We start from the raw sequence: 19,322 nt of genomic DNA, 5'->3' as shown, positions 1-19,322 counted from the left end.
TGCTGCCATTCACCTTTAAAGTTGTCAAACGGTGCACGGAACGGTCACCACGGTCACCCGCCGACGTGGATACCGGGCCGGCGCAGCGGGTCCGGCTCGGTGCGGCGAATGATCTCCCGCACCACGGGCGGAGTGTCTCCCCGGCCGAGGATGAGGTAACGCAGCAGGTGCGCGATCGGGCTCCCCTCCGACCACTCGAAGTGCCCGTGCGGCCGGACCCCGGTGGCGTCGCGCAGGGCCAGCAGGATCGCGGCGATCGCGTTGGGCACGGCAGGGCTGCTGGCCCGCAGCACCCGGAACCCGCCCACCTCGACCCCGTGCACCCGCAGCACGTGCCTGAACTCCGACGGGTCGACCACGTCGATCTCCAGGAACAGCACGTCGGCGGCCCCGGGCACTGGGTTCATCCCGCGCTGCGCACGCTCCTTGATCGTGTACTCCTTCACCGACCCGCTCTGCCGCTTGTTCGCGATCAGGTGCAGCTGCCCGTCGTGTGCCAGCGACTCGGCGAGGAACCGGCGGGCCGGCTCGTCGAACTCGATCCGCTCGGCGCGCAGCTCGGTGGTCCGGGTGACCCGGGAGATCAGCGAGACCACGACGATGCCGAGAATGAACAGCGCGGAGATAGTGATTCCGTCCGGCTGCTCGACGACGTTCTCCAGCAGCGCGTACAGCAGCACCAGGGTCAGCACGGTGAAGCCGACGGCGGCCGAGCGCTGGCGACGGCGGGCCGCGGAGATGGTCACCGCCACCGCGCCGGAGACCATCATCGCCAGGATCCCGGTGGCGTACGCCCCGGCCTGGGCGTTGACGTCGGCCCGGAACGCGATCGTGATGGCGACGCTGACCAGGGTGTAGACGATGACCACCGGGCGCACCGCCCGCGCCCACTCCGGGGCCATGCCGTAGGAGGGCAGGTAGCGGGGCACGATGTTGATCAGGCCGGCCATCGCCGAGGCGCCGGCGAACCAGAGGATGAACACGCTGCTCACGTCGTAGACGGTGCCGAAGACCTCGCCCAGGTAGCGGTGCGCCAGGAACGCCAGCGCCCGGCCGTTCGCGGCGCCGCCCGGCCGGAACTCCTCGGCCGGGATGAGCGCCGTGGTCACGAAGGTGGTCGAGATCAGGTAGACCGACATGATCAACGCGGCGGTGGTGAGCAGCCGGCGGGTGTTGCGGATCCGGGCAGCCAGCCGGGCCTGCGGGTCCGGCCCGTCGGCTGCCACGAGCGGCATCATGCTGACCCCGGTCTCGAACCCGGACAGCCCCAGCACCAGCAGAGGGAAGGCCATGACGGCGGTGAGCAGCACGTTGCCCAACCCGCCGCCCTCGGCGGTCAGCGCGGCGGTCCAGTCCGACACGATGCCCGGGTCGGCGACGATTCGGGACACCGCGACCACCACGATCACCGCGTTGAGCAGCAGGAAGACCGCGACCAGCGGGATGGCCACCACCACGGCCTCGCGGAAGCCGAGCAGGAACACCCCGCCGAGGATGAGCAGCAGCGCCACCGTGACCACGACCGGAACGACGGGGTTGTGCAGGGTGTCCGGCAGGTACGGGTTCTCCAGCAGGTGCACGGTCGCGTCGGCCGAGGAGAGGGTGATCGTGATGATCCAGGAGGTGGCCACGAAGCCCAGCAGCACGAGCACGAAGATCTTGCCCCGCCAGAACGGCAGCAGCCGCTCCAGCATCGCCACCGAGCCCTGCCCGTGCGGGCTCTCCTGGGCCACCCGCCGGTACATCGGCAGCATTCCGAACAGGGTGAGGGCGACGATCAGGAGGGTCGCGAGCGGGGAGAGCGCGCCGGCCGCCACCGCCGCGATGCCCGGCAGGTACGACAGGGTGGAGAAGTAGTCCACGCCGGTCAGGCACATCACCTGCCACCAGGAGTGCGCCCGGCTCTGCCCCTCGGTCGCCTCCGGGCCGGGCGGCTGCACCTGGTGCTGAAAGAACCACCGGCGCAGCGGGCTCGCCGGCGGCGCCGGCCGTACCGGGCTGGCCACCCGTTCGGGCATCACGACACCCTGCCGGCCGCCCGGGTGCGCGCGGGCCGGGTCGCGGGCGGCGCGCAGCGCGGGGTCCGGCCCGGTGGGCGGGTGGCGACGTCCGCTGCCGCGTCGTGGTTTCGCCCGGTGCTCGTCAGCCATCGCCCGTCCCACCCTCGCAGGTCCTGATCCGACCGTAGGCGGTGCGTGGTGGCCCGGCCGGTGGAACCGGGCAGGCAGACGGCCTGCTCAGGGCAGGTCCGGGCCGGCGAACAGCCGCGCCAGGGCGGGCGGGTCGGTGACGGTCACCGTGGCCGCCGGGTGCCGGAGCCACCCCCCGGGCGCCAGGGCCGGCACCGGTACGCCGAAGCGCAGGCAGACCCCGCCTGCCGCGGTGCTGCCGAAGCTCACACCGCGGTCGGCCAGCGACACGTGCGGGCCGATCGCCCGCCACCACCGGTACGGGCCGCTCACCTCGACGCCGGTCACGTTGTCCCGAGCGGTCCGCAACTGCCACGGCCCGTACCGGATCAGCAGTTCCCGGTCGCTGACGGTGACCCAGGCGGTTGCCGGCCGGACGCCCAACAGCGCCAGGGCGGGGCGGAACACCGGGTCGAAGCGGAACGGGAACCGCGTCACGGGGCCGGTCATCCCGCACCGGGCCGGATGGTGGGTCGAGGCACCGGGCCGCCCGGCCGCAGTGGGCCGGGCCGCGCGGGCCGGGGTCGGGCGGCGGGCCGGCGCCGGGCCAGGACGGTCATGGCGCGGGCGTACCCGGAACTTGCCCGGCGACACCCCTCGTCCCGCCGGATCTCCCGCCGTCCTCCCCGCCGCCTCTCCCCCACCGGCGGCCGGCCCGCCCCGGGCCGGCCGCCGGTGTCAGCCGGTCGGCACCCCCCGGGTCGACCGGCTGTCCCCTCGAGGTCGACCGAATTCTCGGACCGGCCACGTGGAGCTGGCGGGAGGGGATGCGTCCCCGCGCTCCGCCCACCCCCCCGGGGCGGAGCGCGGGAACCCCCCGTCCCGGCTACTGCAGGAACGCCCCCAGGGGCGAGAGCAGCAGCCGACCGAGCGCCGCGGCGTTGTCGTCCAACCGCGTGCGCTCACACTCGCGGGCTTCCGGATCGTGCCGGCACCGCCAGATCTTCTGCGCGTTGCGCCAGGCGACATCGCGGGTGTACTCGACCAGCTCCCCCTGGTACCAGTCGTCGATGTCACCGTTGAGCATGTCGATGAGCAGCTGCCACCGCTCCAGGTAACCCCGGCGCAGGCCGGGGATCTTGTCCGCGAAGATGTTGTTGATCTCGAGGTAGTCGTGGTGCTGGTCGCTGCCGTCGACCGGCTCCGACTCCAGGTGGTCGAACGTGGTCACCAGCGCGAACGGCAGGTCGAAGTTGATGTGCGCGTTGACCCCGGCGGCCGCCGAGGGCAGCGGGCGCGCATCCGGCCCACGCATCCGCTCGAACAGGCACGACCAGGCCTTCGGGGTGCCCGGGCTGGAGTCGGTCCACAGTCGCATCGCGTCGAAATACCGCGCCGCGAACTCGACGTCCAGCCGGGAGAGGAACGCCGGGTCGACGAAGCGGTCGTCGTACAGCCCGTCCAGCACGCTGCTGGTGATGGTCAGGTACAGCTTGTTGAAGTCCGCCAGCGGGCAGCTCTCCTCCAGCGGAGGCAGCCGCACCAGCATGTCCTGGAGCTTGGTGAGGTGATCGACCACGGCCGGCACATCCGCGGGGTGGTCGGCGAGCAGGTCGACGATGTCCCGGTGCACGGGCCCCCAGACCGGTTCGGTCATCTCTCCTCCATGGTGGTCCGCAGCACCCCCGTGCCGCCGTCGACGGTGCTCAGCCTTTCAGCCGACACCCGCCCGTCGGATCAGTAGAACGACGTATCCCGGCGCGCACAGGCGTCGGCTGACGGACCGGTCGGTCAGCCGCGCCGGTTGCGCAACTGGATCGCGCTGGCCTGGACGCGGGTGCGGACCTGGAGCTTGTCGAAGATGTGCGACACGTGCACGCCGATGGTCCGCTCGCTGATGAACAGCCGCTGCCCGATCTCCTTGTTGGTCAGCCCCTCGGCGACCAGGGAGAGCACCTCCCGCTCCCGCGCGGTGAGCGCCGCCAGCTCGTCGTCGACCGGCTCGGCCGCCGTACCCGGCGTGCCGTTGGTGGCCTCGCGCTCCTCCAGCGGCACCCGGGCTCGCCCGGCCAGCTCCCGGATCTCCGAGGTCAACGGCACCGCACCCAACCCCTGCGCCACCCCGTACGCCTCGCGCAGCAGCTTGCCGGCGGTGGCCACCCGGCTGCGCCGGGCCAGTAGCGCCTCGGCCTGCCGCAGCCGCGAGTACGCCGCCGGGTAGGGGTGGTTGCGGCGGTCCCACTCGGCGACCGAGTTGGCCCACAGCTCCGGGTCGCTGCCGTCGAGGCGGCTCACCTCGGCGGCGCAGAGCGCCAGGAAGCCGTCCACAACCGAGCGCACCGGTCGGGCCGCGGACGCGCTCTTGCGGGCCACCCGTTCGGCGGTCTCCCGCAGCCGGCGCACCGCCGTCGGGTCCACCGCGACGGTGCGGCTGGCGTGCGCCTCCGCCTCGGCGCGTAGGCCGTGCCAGACCAGCGCGGAGAGGATCGTCACGTCGTCGGAGCGACTCTCGGTCAGGCCCCGCTGTACCGCCTGGCGCGCCACGTCGTGCCGGCCCTCCCACATGGCCAGCCCGGCACGCAGGGTGAGCAGCGGAATGACGTGCCGCGCTCCGCCGCCGGCGAGCACGGTGGCGACCGCGTCGAGGTCCCGGCCGGCGGCCTCGATGTCGCCGTAGCCCACCGAGAGCCGGCACCGGGCCAGGAGCAGCTCCACGGCGTCCGCGCCGGACGGGCGGTGCCGCAGCGCGGCGGCGACCACCTTCTCCGCCTCGGCCCACTGGCCCACGCGGAACAGGCCGTTGGTGGCGATGGCCAGCAGCCGGGTCTCCCAGGTGCGGCCCAGCCCCAGCTCGGCCACCCGCTCGGCGCCCCGCCGGGCCACCACCACGCCCTCTTCGAGGATGTTCAGCGGCCCGGTCAGCAGCTCCGCCAGGTGCAGGTACGCGCAGGCCACATCCTCCGGCTTACCGGCGCGCTCGGCGGTGTCGAGGGCTTGGCGCATCACCGCGAGCCCGGCGTCCGGGTCCTCCAGGTAGGCGTCGCTGAAGCCGAGCGCCGCACTGGCCAGCACCACCTCGGTGGCGGAACCCTCCACCGTGGCGGCCAACTCCAGCGCCTCCCGGGCTCGCCGCCCGGCGTCGGCGTACCGGCCCAGGTGCAGCAGCAGCTCGGCCAGGTGCGCGGCGGCGGTGGCCCGGTCACGTGGCGAGCAGTCCGCCGCCACCAACGCCCGCTGGTACTCCTCCTCGGCCAGCGCCGAGCGCCCCGCGGCGGCCAGGTAGCGGGCCCGGCGGATGTGCAGCGCGCAGGTCGGCTCGCCACCCTGCACCGTGGCCAGCTCCTCCAGCAGGGCCAGCGCGCGGGCGTGCTCCCCACAGTGGTGGGCCGACTCGGCGGCGTGCCCGAGCAGCTCGACCCGGTCCACCGTTAGCGAGCCCGGGTCACCGGCCAGCTGCAACGCCGCCGACCAGTGCCGGTGCGCCTCGGCGTAGCCGTGCAGCCGCTCGGCCTCCTGCGCGGCGGCCACCGCCGCCGGCAACGCCCGGGCCGGCTCACCGGCCAGCCGCCAGTGGTGCGCCAACCGGGCCTGGTGCAGCTCGCCCGGTGCCGCGGTCAACGCCTCGGCGTAGCGGCGGTGCAGCCCGGAGCGCTCGGCCGGTAGCAGCTCGTGTGCCAGCACCTCGGCGACGAGCCGGTGCCGCAGCCGGTAGCCGTCGTCGGCGCCGACCAGCAGCCGGTGCGCCACCGCGGCGCGGGCGGCCTCGATCAGCTCCTCCTCCGGCAGCCGGAGCACCTGGGCCAGCATCCAGTGCTGCACCGGCTCGACGCCGGTGGCCACCGCGTGCACCACCGCGTGTGCGTGCTGGGGCAGCGCGTCGACCCGGGCGAGGAAGATCTCGCGCAGCGTCTCGGACAGCCCGTCCCGGCCGTCGCGCAGGTCGCGGGCCAACTCCTCGATGACGAAGGGGTTGCCGCCGCTGCGCTGCCACACCTGCTCGGCCGCGTCGGCGGACAGGGTCCGGCCGACCACCGCGGCGGCGAGCCGTTCGGTGCCCGCCCGGTCCAGCGGGGCCAGGTCGAGCACCCGCACCGTCCGCAACCGGCGCAGCTCGGTGAGCACGCGGCGCAGCGGGTGGGCGCCCTGCAACGACTCGGCACGCACCGCGGCCAGTACCGAGAGCTGGAGGTCGCCGAGCCCGGCCAGCAGGTACAGCAGCAGCTGCCGGGTGCTCCGGTCGACCCACTGCAGGTCGTCCAGGATCAGCACCAGCGGCCGTCCCTCGGCGATCAGGTGCAGCCCGCGGGAGACCCGCTCCAGCAGCGCGCCCGCGCCGTCCGGGCCGGCGGTCTCGTCGGCGAACATCTGCAACAGCCCACGGACCGCCGAGGAGGTGCGGGCCTGCGAGGCGGACAAATCAGCGTCGAAGCGCCGCAACGCCTGCAACAGCGGGTGCAGCGGGGAGGCGTCGCCGATGTCCAGACAACTGCCGGTGAGCACCAGTGCGCCCTGGTCGCGCAGCCGGGCGCCGATCTCGCCGAGCAGCCGGGTCTTACCCACGCCACTCTCACCGGTCAGGAAGACGGCGGCGGTCTGCCCGTGCGAGACGTCACCGAGCAGCGCGGTCCGAACCGTCTGCACCAGCTCGGCTCGGCCCACGAGCGGTGCGGTGTCCACATCGCTGGCCATGGCACGCAGCCTAATCACACGCCCCCGAACCGTTCTACGGCCATCTCCCGCTTGTGGTACTCCTCGCGTCGACATTGCGACTAAAGGTTGCGGTGGGCCGACATACGTCGTTCTGCCGATCCCCTGTCGGCCCAGGAGTGCCAATCTCCGAAGGTCGTCAACCATCAGCTGGGGAAAGGCCGGTGCGACACCCATGACCACGACCGTCGTCGACATGCAGCGGACCGCCCACCCACACTGGCCAGTGCCGGAGGAGAGACGCACGGTAACCGTGCTCTTCGCCGACATCGTCGGCTCCACCGCGCTGGTCGACCGGCTGGACCCGGAGGACGTCCGGGCGCTGCAACGGGCCTACTTCGACACCGTCGCCGGCGTGCTGCACCGCTGGCACGGGATGGTCGAGAAGTACGTCGGCGACGCGGTGATGGCGCTCTTCGGCGCGCGGCACTCCGACGGCTTCGACGCGTACCGCGCGGTCCGTGCCGGACTGGAGATCCAGGCCGCGCTGGACCGTCGGCAGATGGTCGGGGCCATCAAGCTGCGGGTGCGGGTCGGTGTGGCCACCGGCGAGGTGGTGGTCGACCTGGGCGGCGCCGTCAGCGGCGGCCACGGCGTGGCCAGCGGCGCGGTGATCACCACGGCTGCCCGCCTGCAGGAGTACGCGCCACCCGGCGCCGTCGCGCTCTGCGCGACCACCGCCCGGGCCACCGCCGGCCTGATCGCCCAGCGCCAACTGGCGCCGGTGCCGGTCTCCGGTCGGGTGCCGCCGATGCCGGTCTGGCACGCCGTCGGCCCCGTACGACCCAGCGCCGACCGGCACGACGGCCCGCTGATCGGCCGCCGCCGCGAGCTGGCCACCCTCCGGGACCAGCTGAGCCGGGCGGTCCGCGAGCAGAACCCGCGCTGGGTGTCCCTGGTCGGCCCGACCGGCAGCGGCCGCAGCCGACTGCTGCACGAACTGACCCGTTCGCTGACCACGGTGGACGGAGTGGCGGTGCGCTGGTGCGTGGCGACCTGCCAGCCGTACCCCGACCAGGTGCTGGCGCCGGTCGCGGAGCTGCTCCGCGACTTCGCCGGGATCCGCCACGGTGACGGCCCGGCGATGGTCCGCGACCGGCTGGCCAACGCCCTGACGCCGCTGCTCCCGCCGGCCCGGGTCGCGGCGGCGGTGCCGGCGCTGGAGCGGCTGCTGACCGCACCGGACGGCTCGGCCGCAGCGCTGGCCGGAGCGGCGATCTGCCGGGACGCCCTGCTACGCCTGGCCGCCCACCGGCCGCTGTTCGTCGCCGTGGACGACCTGGACCGGGCCGCGCCCGCGGTGAGCCGCTTCCTGCACGCGCTGTTCACCGCGGCCACCGCGCGACGGGTGCCGCTGGCCGTGGTCACCCTGCACCAGCCCCAGTGGGCCGACACCCGGCCCGGCCCCGCCCGGCGAATGGCGATCCGGCCGCTGGCCGCAGTGCAGTCCGGGCGACTGCTGCGTCAGCTGCTGACCCGCGCCGGGCAGCCGGTGGCCCTGGTCGACCGGCTGCTGCCGCTGGTGGGCGGCCGACCCGGGCATGCGGCCGCGTACGTGGCATCCATCGGGGATGGTGCGGACCCGGCGGCGCTCCCGCTGCCGGAGGCGGTGCGCCGGGCCGTCGGCGCGGAGCTGGACCGGCTCGACGGCGAGCGCCGGGCGGTGCTGATGGCCGCCGGCACGCTCGACGGCGTGATCTCCGACGCGGCGCTGGACCGGGTGCTCGGCTGGACCCCCGGGCGGTCCGCTCCCGTTCTGCGCGCGCTCGTCGCCGCCGGGCTGCTGTTCCCCCGCCGCGCCAGCGGGTACGCGTTCGCGGCGCCCGCGCTGCGCCGGGTCGCCGCCGAGCGACTGCCCCGCGCGTTGCGCGCCGTCTTCGCCCACCGGGCCGCCGACGCCGCCCGCCTCGACGCTGTCCAACTCGACGCCAGTCACCTCGACACCAGCCACCTCGACGCCGTCGACCCGGACGTGCTTCGACGGGAGGCGAGCCCCGCCGCCGACCGGCCTGCCGGCGACCCCGTCGTCGGCGCCAAGTCTGCCGCCGTTGGTTCCGAGCGTGTCGGCGCTGCCACCGCACGCGCCGAGGTCGTGCGCCTCGACGCCGTCCGCTCCCAGGCCCGCCGCCTTGACGCCGTCTTCGCTGAGCTGGCCGCGGCGCGACCGAGCGGGTCCGTCCAGCCCGCGGCGCGGCCGCGCGGGTCCGTCCAGCCTGCGGCGCTGCGCCGACACCTCCCCACCCCGACGGCGGCGGCCCCGCCGCCCGTGCCGAGTTCCGGGATCAGCCGTCCGGCGGCCGTCCGCCGGCTCCGCGCCGTCGCGTCGACGGGCGACATGCCGTCGACGCGTTCCTCTGCGCTCGACGTCGACCGCGCGGCCTCCCGGCTCGGCGCGCCCGTGGCGACCCTCTCCGGGGGTCATCCGCCCGTAGCCGCTCCGGCATCGCCGACCGGTGCGGGCGCCGACCCTTCGCCGGCATCGGTCCGCGCGGCACCCACCGGGCCGGGGTCAGCCGGGCGACGCCCCCTGCCCGGCCACGGCGCGCTGGCCGTCGTCGGTGCTCCGCCCGGCGCGGCGCACGCCGTGCCCCGCCCGCCGTTGATCCGCTGGCCGGACGGCCTGGCCGCGTCCGCCTGACGGTCCGTCGGCGGATGTGGGCTGGTGGGCGAGGTACGGAGATCTACCGAACCCCTACGGCAGTTGCAGGGTAGGCGCCGGTCCAGGCGGCAAGGCTATTGCTGCGGGGCCGAGGGTGCAGTGGGGGTCACCGTCGGAGTGTCCGCTTGGCTTCCGCGTGCCTGAGGCAGACGTCTCTGTGGACGTCGGAGCGAGGCGACCGACCAACGGGATGTGCGCCCGGGGACGAGCGGGTGGGTCAGTGGTTCACCGTTGGACTCACGGATCTTCTGTTGCAGGAGGTGGAGCGTCGGCCACCAGTCGGGGTAGCGCTCCACCACCTCGACGAGAACCGGGCTCTGCCGCAACATCTGCGCGGGCCAGTGGTGCCACGAATGAGCGAAGTTGAAGGCGGGCAGGAGCGAGGCCATCTGCAGGTTGCACTCAAGTACGTCGCCGAGCAGTTCCGCGAGGGTCAACACCTTCGGCCGCTCCACGTCGTCCGCCGTGGCGGGCTTCCCGTCGAAGAAGTACGGGCGTGCCGACGGGTCGTGGAGCAGCCGTTCGTGCCAGGCGCGAATGAGGTTGTTGACCTCCACGAGGGCGGCGGCCGACCCGATCCCGTTGTTGATGCGGCTCTGTCTCGCGACCTCCCGGGTCTGCAGTGCGGAGAAGCCGAGTGATACCGCGACCAGCACCAGACCGACGACACTGAGGACTGTCTCATTCACGGCTACGTGCCCTTCGAGGACGGGAGTCTGTCCTCACGCTAGAAAAGTGCCGCAACCATCGACAGTCGTTGGGCCCGGACAGGTGCTCAGGGGGCGGCGAGGAAAGCCAGCACCCGTGGCCAGGTCGCCGCGGCGGCCTCCGGGGCGTACTCGGCGACGTCCGGGTCGGTGAACAGGTGCCCCACGCCCGGATAGCGGAAGACCGTCAGGTCGGTGCCGGCCTCGGTCATCGCCCGCTGCCACTCGTCGACCTCGTCCGGCGCGTCGTACGGGTCCGGGTCGGCGAGGTGCAGCTGCACCGGCAGGCCGGGCCGGACCGACTCCGGCGCCCCACCGGTGCCGTGCAGCAGGAGCAGACCGGCGCTGTCGGGACGCTCGGCCAGCAGCGCCCCGGCCACGCCGGCACCCATCGAGAAGCCGGCGAGCACCGCCTCCGCCGGCAGTTCCCGCAGCGCCGCCCGAGCCCGGTCGAGCACCACGTCCTGGCCGATCTTGTCGAGCAGCGCGAAGCCCTCCTCGACGGTGTCGGTGGCCGGAACGCCGTACAGGTCCGGGGTGACGACCCGGTGTCCGGCGGCGCGCAGCCGGTCCGCGGCGGCGCGCACGGCGGGCCGCAGCCCGTACACGGAGTGGAACAGCACGACGTGTCGCATCCGGCCATCCTGCCCCAGCTGGGCGTCGATCCGGTGCGGCCACGCGGGCCGGCCGTCAGACCAGCGCGGCCAGCCGGGCCACCAGGTCGGACGGCGGCGGCATGGCGGCGATCTCCCGGCTGACCTGCCCGGCGGCGGTCCGCAGGCGCTCGTCGGTGAACAGCCGGGTCAGCGTCTCCGGGGTGATGTCGCGAGGACGCAGCGCCAGGCCGGCGCCGCGGCGAGCCACCAGCTCGGCGTTGTGCCGGCGGTCTCCCGGGCCGACCGTGGCCATCTGCGGCAGGCCGGCGGCGAGGGCGCCGAAGCAGCTGCCCGCCCCGCCGTGGTGGACCAGCGCCGCGCTCGCCGGCAACGCCTCGTCGAGCGGGATCCAGTCCACCATCCGGACGTTGTCGGGCAGCGTACGGGCCGACCGCCGGTCCGGCCGGACCAGCACGAACTCGGCATCCACCTGGGCGGCAGCCGCCACCACGGCGGGCATCGGCCCCTTGTCGCCGGGGCCGGTCAGGGTGCTGCGGGTGACCAGGATCCGGGGGCGTTCACCAGGTTCCCGCAGCCAGGGCGGCAGCTCACCGCCGCCCACGTAGGAGGTGTACCGCATCGGCCACCCCTCCTGCGTCGCCACGCTCGGCGGTGCCACGGCAAGGGCGGCGGCCGGTGGCGGCAGCTCGCTCAGGCCGTGCCGGCGCAGCGCGGCGCCGAGCCGGGCGGACGTGGCCTGGACCAGGTCGCGCCCGTCGAAGAGGGCGTTCTCCTGCCGGACCGCCGGCACACCCAGCCGGGCGGCGGCCACCGCGCCGGCCACCGCGAACGGCTCGTACACCACCAGGTCCGGCCGCCACTCGGTGGCCAGCTCGACGACCGGGTCGGTGAGCTGGTCGTTGAGCGCGCCGAAGAGCAGGCCGGCGCCCCGGGTGCCGGCGGTGCCGGCCAGCTCGGCCCGGGCGATCAGCGGATGGCGGGGAAAGACCCGCAGCGCGATCCGGCCGAAGTCGAAGCCCGGCGCGACGTCGTGCACCGACAGGCCAGCCCCGGCGGCGGCAAGCCCACCGCCACCGGTGGCCAGCAGCACATCGTGGCCGGCGTCGCGCAACGCCACGGCGAGCGGCACCAGCGGGAAGACGTGGCCGACCAGCGGCGCGGACACCACCAACACGCGCATGGCCGGGATCCTATGTCGACGGAAGCGACGCCGGGGTCCGGCTGCGCCCCCGGAACTCCGCGACCACCGCGCCATCGTCCCGGGTGACGGTGACGTCGTAGATGCCGCTGCGGCCGTACCGGGTGCGCTCGGTGGCACGGGCGGTGAGCAGGTCACCGGCACCGGCCGGACGGACGAAGGTGATCTCGCCGCCGGCGGCGACGGTGACCGGGCCCCGGCTGTTGCAGGCCAGCGCGAAGGCGGTGTCGGCGAGCAGGAAGACGAAGCCACCGTGGGCGATCGCGTGGCCGTTGAGCATCCGCTCGGTCACCCGCATCCGGGCCACCGCCGCACCGTCGCCAGCCTCGACCAGCTCGATGCCGAGGCCACGCGAGGCCACGTCGGCGTCGAACATGTCGTACGCCGGATTGCGCTGTTCGGTCACCTCAGCTTGCCCGCCGCTGGTCGACGATGCGCCGCATCTTGCCCACCGAGCGCTCCACGCCGTCCGGGGCGAGCACGTCGACCGCCACGCTCACCCCGATGGTGTTCTTCACCAGCTCGACCAGGGTCACGCCCGCCCGCTCGGCGACGTCCACGCCGACTCCGGCCCGCCGCTCCACCCGCACCGTCAGGGTGTCCAGCCGGCCCTGCCGGTCGAGCACGCACTGGAAGTGCGGCGACAGCTGCGGGGTCCGCAGGATCAGCTCCTCGATCTGGGTGGGGAAGATGTTCACCCCGCGCACGATCATCATGTCGTCCGTCCGGCCGGTGATCTTCTCGATCCGGCGCATCGGGCGGGCGGTGCCGGGCAGCAGCCGGGTCCGGTCCCGGGTGCGGTAGCGGACGACCGGCATCGCCTCCTTGGTCAGCGAGGTGAGCACCAGCTCGCCCTGCTCGCCGTCGGGCAGCACCGCGCCGGTCAGCGGGTCGATGATCTCCGGGTAGAAGTGGTCCTCCCAGAGGTGCAGACCGTCCTTGGTCTCGACGCACTCGGTGGCCACGCCCGGCCCCATCACCTCGGAGAGCCCGTAGATGTCGACCGCGTGGATGTCCAGCCGGTCCTCCATCTCGCGGCGCATGTCCTCGGTCCACGGTTCCGCGCCGAAGATGCCCACCCGCAGCGAGGTGGCCCGCGGGTCGACGCCCTGGCGCTGCATCTCGTCCACGATGGCCAGCATGTAGCTGGGCGTGACCATGATGACCTCGGGTTCGAAGTCGCGGATCAGCATGACCTGTCGTTCGGTCATACCGCCGGAGACCGGGATGACCGTGCAGCCCAGTTCCTCGGCACCGTAGTGCGCGCCGAGACCGCCGGTGAACAGCCCGTAGCCGTACGCCACGTGCACCCGATCGCCGGGACGGCCGCCGGAGGCGCGGATCGACCGGGCCATCAGCCGGGCCCAGGTCCGCAGGTCCTCGCGGGTGTAGCCGACCACCGTCGGCCGGCCGGTGGTGCCGGAGGAGGCGTGCAGCCGGGCGACCCGCTCCCGGGGTACGGCGAACATGCCGAACGGGTAGTTCTCCCGCAGCTCCGCCTTGCCGGTGAAAGGGAAGCGAGCCAGGTCATCGAGGTCCCGGCAGTCGTCGGGGTGCACGCCGGCCTCGTCGAAACTCCGGCGGTAGTGCGGCACGTTGTCGTACGCGTGCCGCAACGACCAGCGCAGCCGCTCGTGTTGCAGGGCTCGCAGCTCGTCGACACCGGCCCGCTCGATGGGCTCCAACTCCTCGGGGCGAGGGGTGCGGTCCTGCATCGCCTGCCTCCTTCGCGCGACGGTCCCGGCACGGCTGCCGGTACCGTACGCCCGGCCCGGAGGGCTCACCACCGCCGCCCCCGGAGCAGGGCTGGGCGCTTGGTAGTCGCTGCAGCGCGTCGACCGGGGGCGCCAGCTCGGGGTGGCCTCCGCCTGGGCCGACGCGTCCGCCAGCGAGCGCGACCCCTGCCGCGCCGCTCGCGAAGGTGGCGCCGGGGCGGGCGGATGACCCGACCCGGCGCCACTGCGATCATCGCATTGCAATCACCTAGCAATTGCAAGTGATTGGCAATAAGGTCTGGACAGACACGTTGAGTCGTAACTAGCCTGATCGCCATGACTCCTTACATCACGAATGCGTCGGCGTGGCAGGAGAGCTGGGACCGCCAGCAGGAGGCGTACCTGCCGGACCGGGAACACCGGTTCACCGCCATGCTCGACGCTGTCGACGCGGTCCTCGACGGCCGACCGCCGCGCCTGCTTGACCTGGCCGGCGGCACCGGCACCATCTCGCTCCGAGTGCTGGCGCGCTTCCCCACCGCCGAGGTGACCCTGGTGGACCTCGACCCGGCGCTGCTGGCCATCGCCGGTGCCTCACTGACGGATCGGGCCACCATCGTCACCGCCGACCTCGGCGCCCCCGAGTGGCGCTCCGCGCTCCCCCATCAGGAGTACGACGGCGTGCTCACCGCCACCGCGCTGCACTGGCTGCCGGCCGACCGGCTCGGTGCGCTCTACGGCGAGATCCGCGACATGCTGCGACCGGGCGGGATCTTCGTCAACGCCGACCACATGCCCGACGACTCCCTGCCGGAGTTGACCAAGCGGCTGCTCGACCGGGCGCGGGACCGGCGCGCCGCCCGGTACGCCGCCGGCGCGGTCCCCTCCTGGTCGGAGTGGTGGGAGCGGGCCGGTGCCGACCCGGTGCTCGGTCCACTGGTCACCCAGCGGCACGCCATCTACCCGACCGGGCACAGCCCGGAGTGGAACCCGCCGGTCTCCTGGCACCTGGCCGCGCTCACCACGGCCGGGTTCACCGAGGTCGGCACGGTGTGGCGGGGCGGCCCCGACGCCGCCGTGGGGGCGGTTCGCTGACAGCCGGCCGGGAGCGCGAACGCGCGGCTCGTCCGGCGATATGCTGGCGCCGGAGCCAACGGGCTCCCCGGCGGTGGGGCCCGCCGTCCCGGCGTGCGCCGGGGAAACCGCGACACCACTCGCCAACGGTCCCTGCCAGTGACACCCGTGCTGGTGGGAGGGCCCGTGTCCGGATCATTCGAGCCGCGTACCGACCCGGACGTCGACCTTCGCGTCCCCGCCGACCGCGACGAGCTGAGCACCCGTCCAGCCACGGTTCTCGCTGCGGTCGCGGCCGGCGGCGTGCTCGGCGCGCTGGCCCGGGCCGGCCTGCAACACGCCGCCCCCCACGCGCCCACCGACTTCCCGTGGGCGACGTTCGGCGTCAACCTGTCCGGCTGCCTGCTGATCGGCGTGCTGATGGCGGCACTCACGCACCTCAGCGGTGGGCGTCCGCTGGTCCGCCCGTTCCTCGGGGTCGGGGTGCTCGGCGGGTTCACCACGTTCTCCACGTACGCGGTGGACATCCAGCAGGCGCTGGTCGCGGGTTCTCCGGGCACCGCGCTGGCCTACCTGGCCGCGACCGTGGTCGGGGCACTGGTCGCGGTCGGGCTGGGCGACGCCGCCACCGCCGGGTTGCTGCGTCGCCGAGCACGGCGGGTCAGCCGATGACGGTGCTGCTCATCGCCCTGGGCGCGGCCGTCGGCGCACCGCTGCGCTACCTCACCGACCGGGCCGTGCAGTCCCGGCACGACTCGGCGTTCCCCTGGGGCACGCTGACCGTCAATGTGGTCGGGTCGCTGCTGCTCGGCGTGCTCGTCGGGCTGCCGGCCGGCCCGGCGGTCAGCGCGCTGCTCGGCACCGGGTTCTGCGGCGCGCTGACCACCTACTCCACCTTCAGCTACGAGACGCTGCGCCTGGCCCAGACCGGCAACCGGCTCCTCGCGCTGGCCAACGTGCTGACCAGCGTCGCCGCCGGGCTCGCCGCGGTCACCGCCGGCTACGCCCTGGCCCGCGCCCTGACCGGCTGACCGCGCGGAGACGCGCGGGAAACCCCGCCCCACCCCGACACCCGTCAGCGCCCACGCCCTGATCGGCTGGCCGCCCACAAGATACCGAGGATATATACGCGGGGTATACCCCCGGTGTATTGTCCTGGCATGAGCGTGCCACTGACACTTCTCGGCCTCCTCGAACGGGAGCCCAGCCACGGCTACGACCTGAAGCGCGACTACGACGCCTTCTTCGGGCGGGGCAAACCGCTGCCGTTCGGCCAGGTCTACTCCACCCTCAGCCGCCTGGCCCGGGACGGGAAGGTGGTGATCAGCGACGTCGCCCCCGGCTCGGGCCCCGACCGCAAGCGCTACATCATCACCGACGTCGGCGCGACCGAGGTCGAGCAGTGGCTGACCCAGCCGGTCGAGCCGGAGCCACACCTGCAGACCGTGCTCTTCGCGAAGGTCGTGCTCGCGCTGATGCTGGATCGTCCGGCCGACGAATACCTCGACACGCAGCGCGGCGCGCACCTGCGGCGGATGCGCGAGCTCACCGAGGTCAAGCGCACCGGCAACCTGGTCGACGCGCTGCTCGCCGACCACGGCCTGTACCACTTGGAGGCGGACCTCCGGTGGATCGAGATGACCGGCGCCCGACTGGACGCCCTGAAGAAGGAGGTGCGGCCGTGAGCGTCGTGATCGAAGCACGCAACGTGGAGTTCTCCTTCGGTCAGACCCCCGCACTGCGCGGCGCCAGCGTCGCCGTGGACGCGGGTGAGATCCTCGCCGTCATGGGGCCCAGCGGCTCGGGCAAGTCCACCCTGTTGCACTGCCTGGCCGGCATCCTCGTGCCCGACTCCGGCGAGATCCTCTTCGACGGTGCCCGGGTCGACGCCATGGCCGAGACCGAGCGCAGCAGCCTGCGCCGGGACCGCTTCGGCTTCGTGTTCCAGTTCGGCCAGCTCGTCCCCGAGCTGACCGCCGTGGAGAACGTCGCCCTGCCGCTGCTGCTCAGCGGCGTGCGCCGGACGCAGGCGCTGCGCAGGGCGCACACCTGGTTCGAGCGCCTCGGCCTGGACGGCCTGGAGCAGCGGCGGTCGGGTGAGCTGTCCGGTGGGCAGGCGCAACGCGTCGCCCTCGCCCGCGGCCTGGTCGCCGAGCCACAGGTGCTCTTCGCCGACGAGCCGACCGGCGCGCTCGACTCGCTCACCGGCGAGCAGGTCATGGACCTGCTCGTCAGCGCCGCCCGCGAGCAGGGCACCACGGTCATCCTGGTCACCCACGAGCCCAGGATCGCCGCGTACGCCGACCGTGAGGTCATGGTCCGCGACGGGCGCGTGAACGCGCCGGACCGGATCGCCTCATGATCGGCTTCGGGCTCCGCCTCGCCGTGGCCGGCGGCCGCGAGGCGCTCACCCGCCTGGCCGTCATCGCCGCCGCCGTCGCGGTCGGCAGCGGACTGCTGCTGACCACCCTAGCCGGGGTCAACGCCGTCAACGCGCAGCTCACCCGGTCCGCATCGGTGTATCCCAGCGCCTCGACGGGCGGCGACGTCGATCCCCTGTGGTGGTCGACCCGGGAGGACTACTTCCACGGCAAGCAGATCATCCGGATCGACGTGGCAGCCAGCGGACAAAGTGCGCCCACCCCGGTCGGCATCCCTGCCACCCCTGGCCCCGGGGAGTACTACGCCTCGCCCGCGTTGCGCGAACTGCTGGCCGCTCAGCCGGCCGACCAACTGGGCGACCGCTACCCGGGACGTGACCTCGGCACCGTCGGCCCGGCCGCACTGACCTCGCCGGACACCCTGCTCGTCATCATGGGTGGCACCCAGGACGAGGTCGCCGGGCTGCCCCTCGCCAGGCAGGTCACCAGCGTCGGCGACACTCCCGCAATCCCCGAGACGACGGTGAACCTCATCCTGGGCGTGATCGCCGGTGGGCTGCTGTTTCCGGTGCTGATCTTCATCGGCACCGCCACCCGACTCAGCGCAGCCCGTCGGGAGCAGCGCTTCGCCGCGATGCGCCTGGTCGGCGCGACACCGAAGCAGATCTCGATGGTCGCCGCGGTGGAGGCGACCGCCGCGGCCGTCGCCGGCACCGCCCTCGGCTTCGTGCTGTTCTACGCGTTGCGCGGCCCGATGGCGGACATCCCGTTCACCGGCATGCCGTTCTTTCCCAGCGACATGTCGCTGGGCGTGCTGGACGTGCTGCTCGTGGCGCTCGGCGTCCCGGCCGGCGCGGCGGTGGCAGCCCAGGTCTCGCTGCGCCGCGTGCGAATCTCGCCGCTCGGCGTCACCCGTCGGGTCACCCCACGCGCGCCGCGTGCGTACCGGCTGATCCCGATCCTCTTCGGCGTCGCTGTGCTGTTCTTCGCCATCGGCTACCGGCCCGAGACCTCCGACGGCCAGACCGCGGTGTTCCTGCCCGGCCTGCTGCTCATCATGGCCGGCCTGGTCCTCGCCGGCCCGTGGTTGACGATGGTCGGCGCCCGGGTCATGGCCCGGTACGCCGGCCGCCCCGCCACTCTCATCGCCGCGCGACGCCTCGCCGACAACCCGAAGGCCGGCTTCCGGGCGATCAGCGGCATCATGGTCGCGCTCTTCGTCACGAGCGTGGCCGTCGGCGTGATCACCACGATCGTCGCCAACCGCGGGCCGGCGCCGATCGGCTCGACCGAGGCGGGCACCGTGTCCATGGACTTCGGCAGGGAGGCACCATCGGTGCCCGACGCGCTGTTCTCCGAACTGCGTTCGACCCGCGGCGTACGGTTCGCGGCCACGGTACGCGAGAACCCGGACAGGCTGAGCGCCAGCGAGCCCGGGCTGATCGCGTGCACCGACCTCCCGAGCGCGTACGGCCGGTGCGCCGACGGCGCAGGCGTCGCCGAGGTCGCGATGGGCTTCATCCCCTTCCGGGAATCGGCGTCGCCCACGAGGGTCTGGCAGACCGCGTCGGTCCCGCTCGGCGATCTCCAGCGGCTGCCGGTGCTGTCGATCGTCGTCGGCACGGACGGTTCCGCCGCCGCCGTCGAGCGCTCGCGCACCGTCCTCGAGGCCGCCTTCCCGACCTTCCGGGTGGCACCGAACGTGCCCGGCGACTTCGAGTCGAGCTTTGCCAACACGCTGCGCGGCTGGGAACAACTGGCCAACGTCATTATCATCGCCAGCCTCGCGCTCGCCGGTTGCAGCCTCGCGGTCAGTGTGATCGGCGGTCTCACCGAGCGCAGGCGCCCGTTCAGCCTGCTGCGCCTCAGCGGCGCACCGGTACAGGTCCTGCGCAGGGTGGTCGCGCTGGAGAGCGCCGTACCGATGCTCGCCGTCGCCGCGGTGGCCATCGGGATGGGCCTCCTCGCCGCTCATCTGTTCCTTCGGGCCCAGATGGACTACACGCTCATCGCGCCGGAGCCGCGCTTCTACGTGATCGTCGTCGTCGGGTTGGCCACCTGCCTCGGCGTCATCGCCTCCACCCTGCCGCTGCTGGAACGCATCACCGGACCGGAGACCGCCCGCAGCGAGTAGT

Annotated in this window: 16 protein-coding genes; 7 read left to right on the top strand and 9 right to left on the bottom strand. The window is 73.6% G+C overall.

Translation table 11 applies throughout. The features are described from left to right. Positions 1-53: 53 nt before the first annotated feature. From OG470_RS26120 to OG470_RS26105, 4 genes are all read right to left on the bottom strand, one after another. Positions 54-2,150 carry an amino acid transporter gene (locus tag OG470_RS26120; protein WP_442930982.1) on the bottom strand — a complete coding sequence of 699 codons (2,097 nt, stop codon included), beginning with the start codon at positions 2,148-2,150 and terminating at the stop codon, positions 54-56. An 87-nt stretch (positions 2,151-2,237) separates the two neighbouring features. Beyond that, on the bottom strand, positions 2,238-2,627 hold the full coding sequence (locus OG470_RS26115) for a hypothetical protein (protein WP_328416351.1): 390 nt from the start codon (positions 2,625-2,627) through the stop codon (positions 2,238-2,240). A gap of 388 nt (positions 2,628-3,015) precedes the next feature. Further along, positions 3,016-3,786 carry a DUF5995 family protein gene (locus tag OG470_RS26110; protein ID WP_328416349.1) on the bottom strand — a complete coding sequence of 257 codons (771 nt, stop codon included), beginning with the start codon at positions 3,784-3,786 and terminating at the stop codon, positions 3,016-3,018. 134 nt (positions 3,787-3,920) lie between these two features. Beyond that, positions 3,921-6,818 (bottom strand): helix-turn-helix transcriptional regulator, encoded by a 2,898-nt coding sequence (locus OG470_RS26105; protein ID WP_328416347.1) that lies wholly within the window; start codon positions 6,816-6,818, stop codon positions 3,921-3,923. A 193-nt stretch (positions 6,819-7,011) separates the two neighbouring features. On the opposite strand from OG470_RS26105, the gene OG470_RS26100 reads away from it, so the two are divergent. Then, positions 7,012-9,474 (top strand): AAA family ATPase, encoded by a 2,463-nt coding sequence (locus OG470_RS26100; RefSeq protein WP_328416345.1) that lies wholly within the window; start codon positions 7,012-7,014, stop codon positions 9,472-9,474. A 95-nt stretch (positions 9,475-9,569) separates the two neighbouring features. Here OG470_RS26100 and OG470_RS26095 read toward each other — a convergent pair whose 3' ends face one another. From OG470_RS26095 to paaK, 5 genes are all read right to left on the bottom strand, one after another. Beyond that, complete coding sequence (locus OG470_RS26095; protein ID WP_328416343.1) at positions 9,570-10,184, bottom strand: hypothetical protein; 615 nt, start codon at positions 10,182-10,184, stop codon at positions 9,570-9,572. 86 nt (positions 10,185-10,270) lie between these two features. Further along, complete coding sequence (locus OG470_RS26090; protein ID WP_328416341.1) at positions 10,271-10,837, bottom strand: dienelactone hydrolase family protein; 567 nt, start codon at positions 10,835-10,837, stop codon at positions 10,271-10,273. Positions 10,838-10,892: 55 nt separating this feature from the next. Next, entirely contained in the window at positions 10,893-11,999 is a 1,107-nt protein-coding gene (locus OG470_RS26085; RefSeq protein ID WP_328416339.1) for a nucleotide disphospho-sugar-binding domain-containing protein, read from the bottom strand. 10 nt (positions 12,000-12,009) lie between these two features. Next, positions 12,010-12,393, bottom strand: a complete 384-nt coding sequence (gene paaI / locus OG470_RS26080) for a hydroxyphenylacetyl-CoA thioesterase PaaI (protein ID WP_328426604.1) — start codon at positions 12,391-12,393, stop codon at positions 12,010-12,012. 31 nt (positions 12,394-12,424) lie between these two features. After that, positions 12,425-13,732: a phenylacetate--CoA ligase PaaK gene (gene paaK, locus OG470_RS26075; RefSeq protein ID WP_328416337.1), complete on the bottom strand. Its 1,308-nt coding sequence runs from the start codon at positions 13,730-13,732 to the stop codon at positions 12,425-12,427. A 336-nt stretch (positions 13,733-14,068) separates the two neighbouring features. On the opposite strand from paaK, the gene OG470_RS26070 reads away from it, so the two are divergent. From OG470_RS26070 to OG470_RS26045, 6 genes are all read left to right on the top strand, one after another. Next, on the top strand, positions 14,069-14,827 hold the full coding sequence (locus OG470_RS26070) for a class I SAM-dependent methyltransferase (RefSeq protein WP_328416335.1): 759 nt from the start codon (positions 14,069-14,071) through the stop codon (positions 14,825-14,827). A gap of 153 nt (positions 14,828-14,980) precedes the next feature. Beyond that, the gene (locus OG470_RS26065; protein ID WP_406079932.1) at positions 14,981-15,478 is read left to right on the top strand and encodes a fluoride efflux transporter FluC; all 498 of its coding nucleotides are present in this window, start codon (positions 14,981-14,983) and stop codon (positions 15,476-15,478) included. Next, complete coding sequence (gene crcB / locus OG470_RS26060; RefSeq protein ID WP_328416331.1) at positions 15,475-15,837, top strand: fluoride efflux transporter CrcB; 363 nt, start codon at positions 15,475-15,477, stop codon at positions 15,835-15,837. The genes OG470_RS26065 and crcB overlap by 4 nt, the downstream gene beginning before the upstream one ends. Positions 15,838-15,966: 129 nt before the next feature. Further along, positions 15,967-16,491 carry a PadR family transcriptional regulator gene (locus OG470_RS26055; RefSeq protein ID WP_328416329.1) on the top strand — a complete coding sequence of 175 codons (525 nt, stop codon included), beginning with the start codon at positions 15,967-15,969 and terminating at the stop codon, positions 16,489-16,491. Beyond that, on the top strand, positions 16,488-17,168 hold the full coding sequence (locus OG470_RS26050) for an ABC transporter ATP-binding protein (protein ID WP_328416327.1): 681 nt from the start codon (positions 16,488-16,490) through the stop codon (positions 17,166-17,168). The genes OG470_RS26055 and OG470_RS26050 overlap by 4 nt, the downstream gene beginning before the upstream one ends. Then, on the top strand, positions 17,165-19,321 hold the full coding sequence (locus OG470_RS26045) for an FtsX-like permease family protein (RefSeq protein WP_328416325.1): 2,157 nt from the start codon (positions 17,165-17,167) through the stop codon (positions 19,319-19,321). The genes OG470_RS26050 and OG470_RS26045 overlap by 4 nt, the downstream gene beginning before the upstream one ends. Position 19,322 lies beyond the last annotated feature (1 nt).

Source organism: Micromonospora sp. NBC_00389 (assembly GCF_036059255.1).
Lineage (GTDB): Bacteria > Actinomycetota > Actinomycetes > Mycobacteriales > Micromonosporaceae > Micromonospora.
The sequence above is the reverse complement of the archived record's forward strand: the minus strand, read 5'-3'. Positions and strand labels throughout refer to the sequence as shown.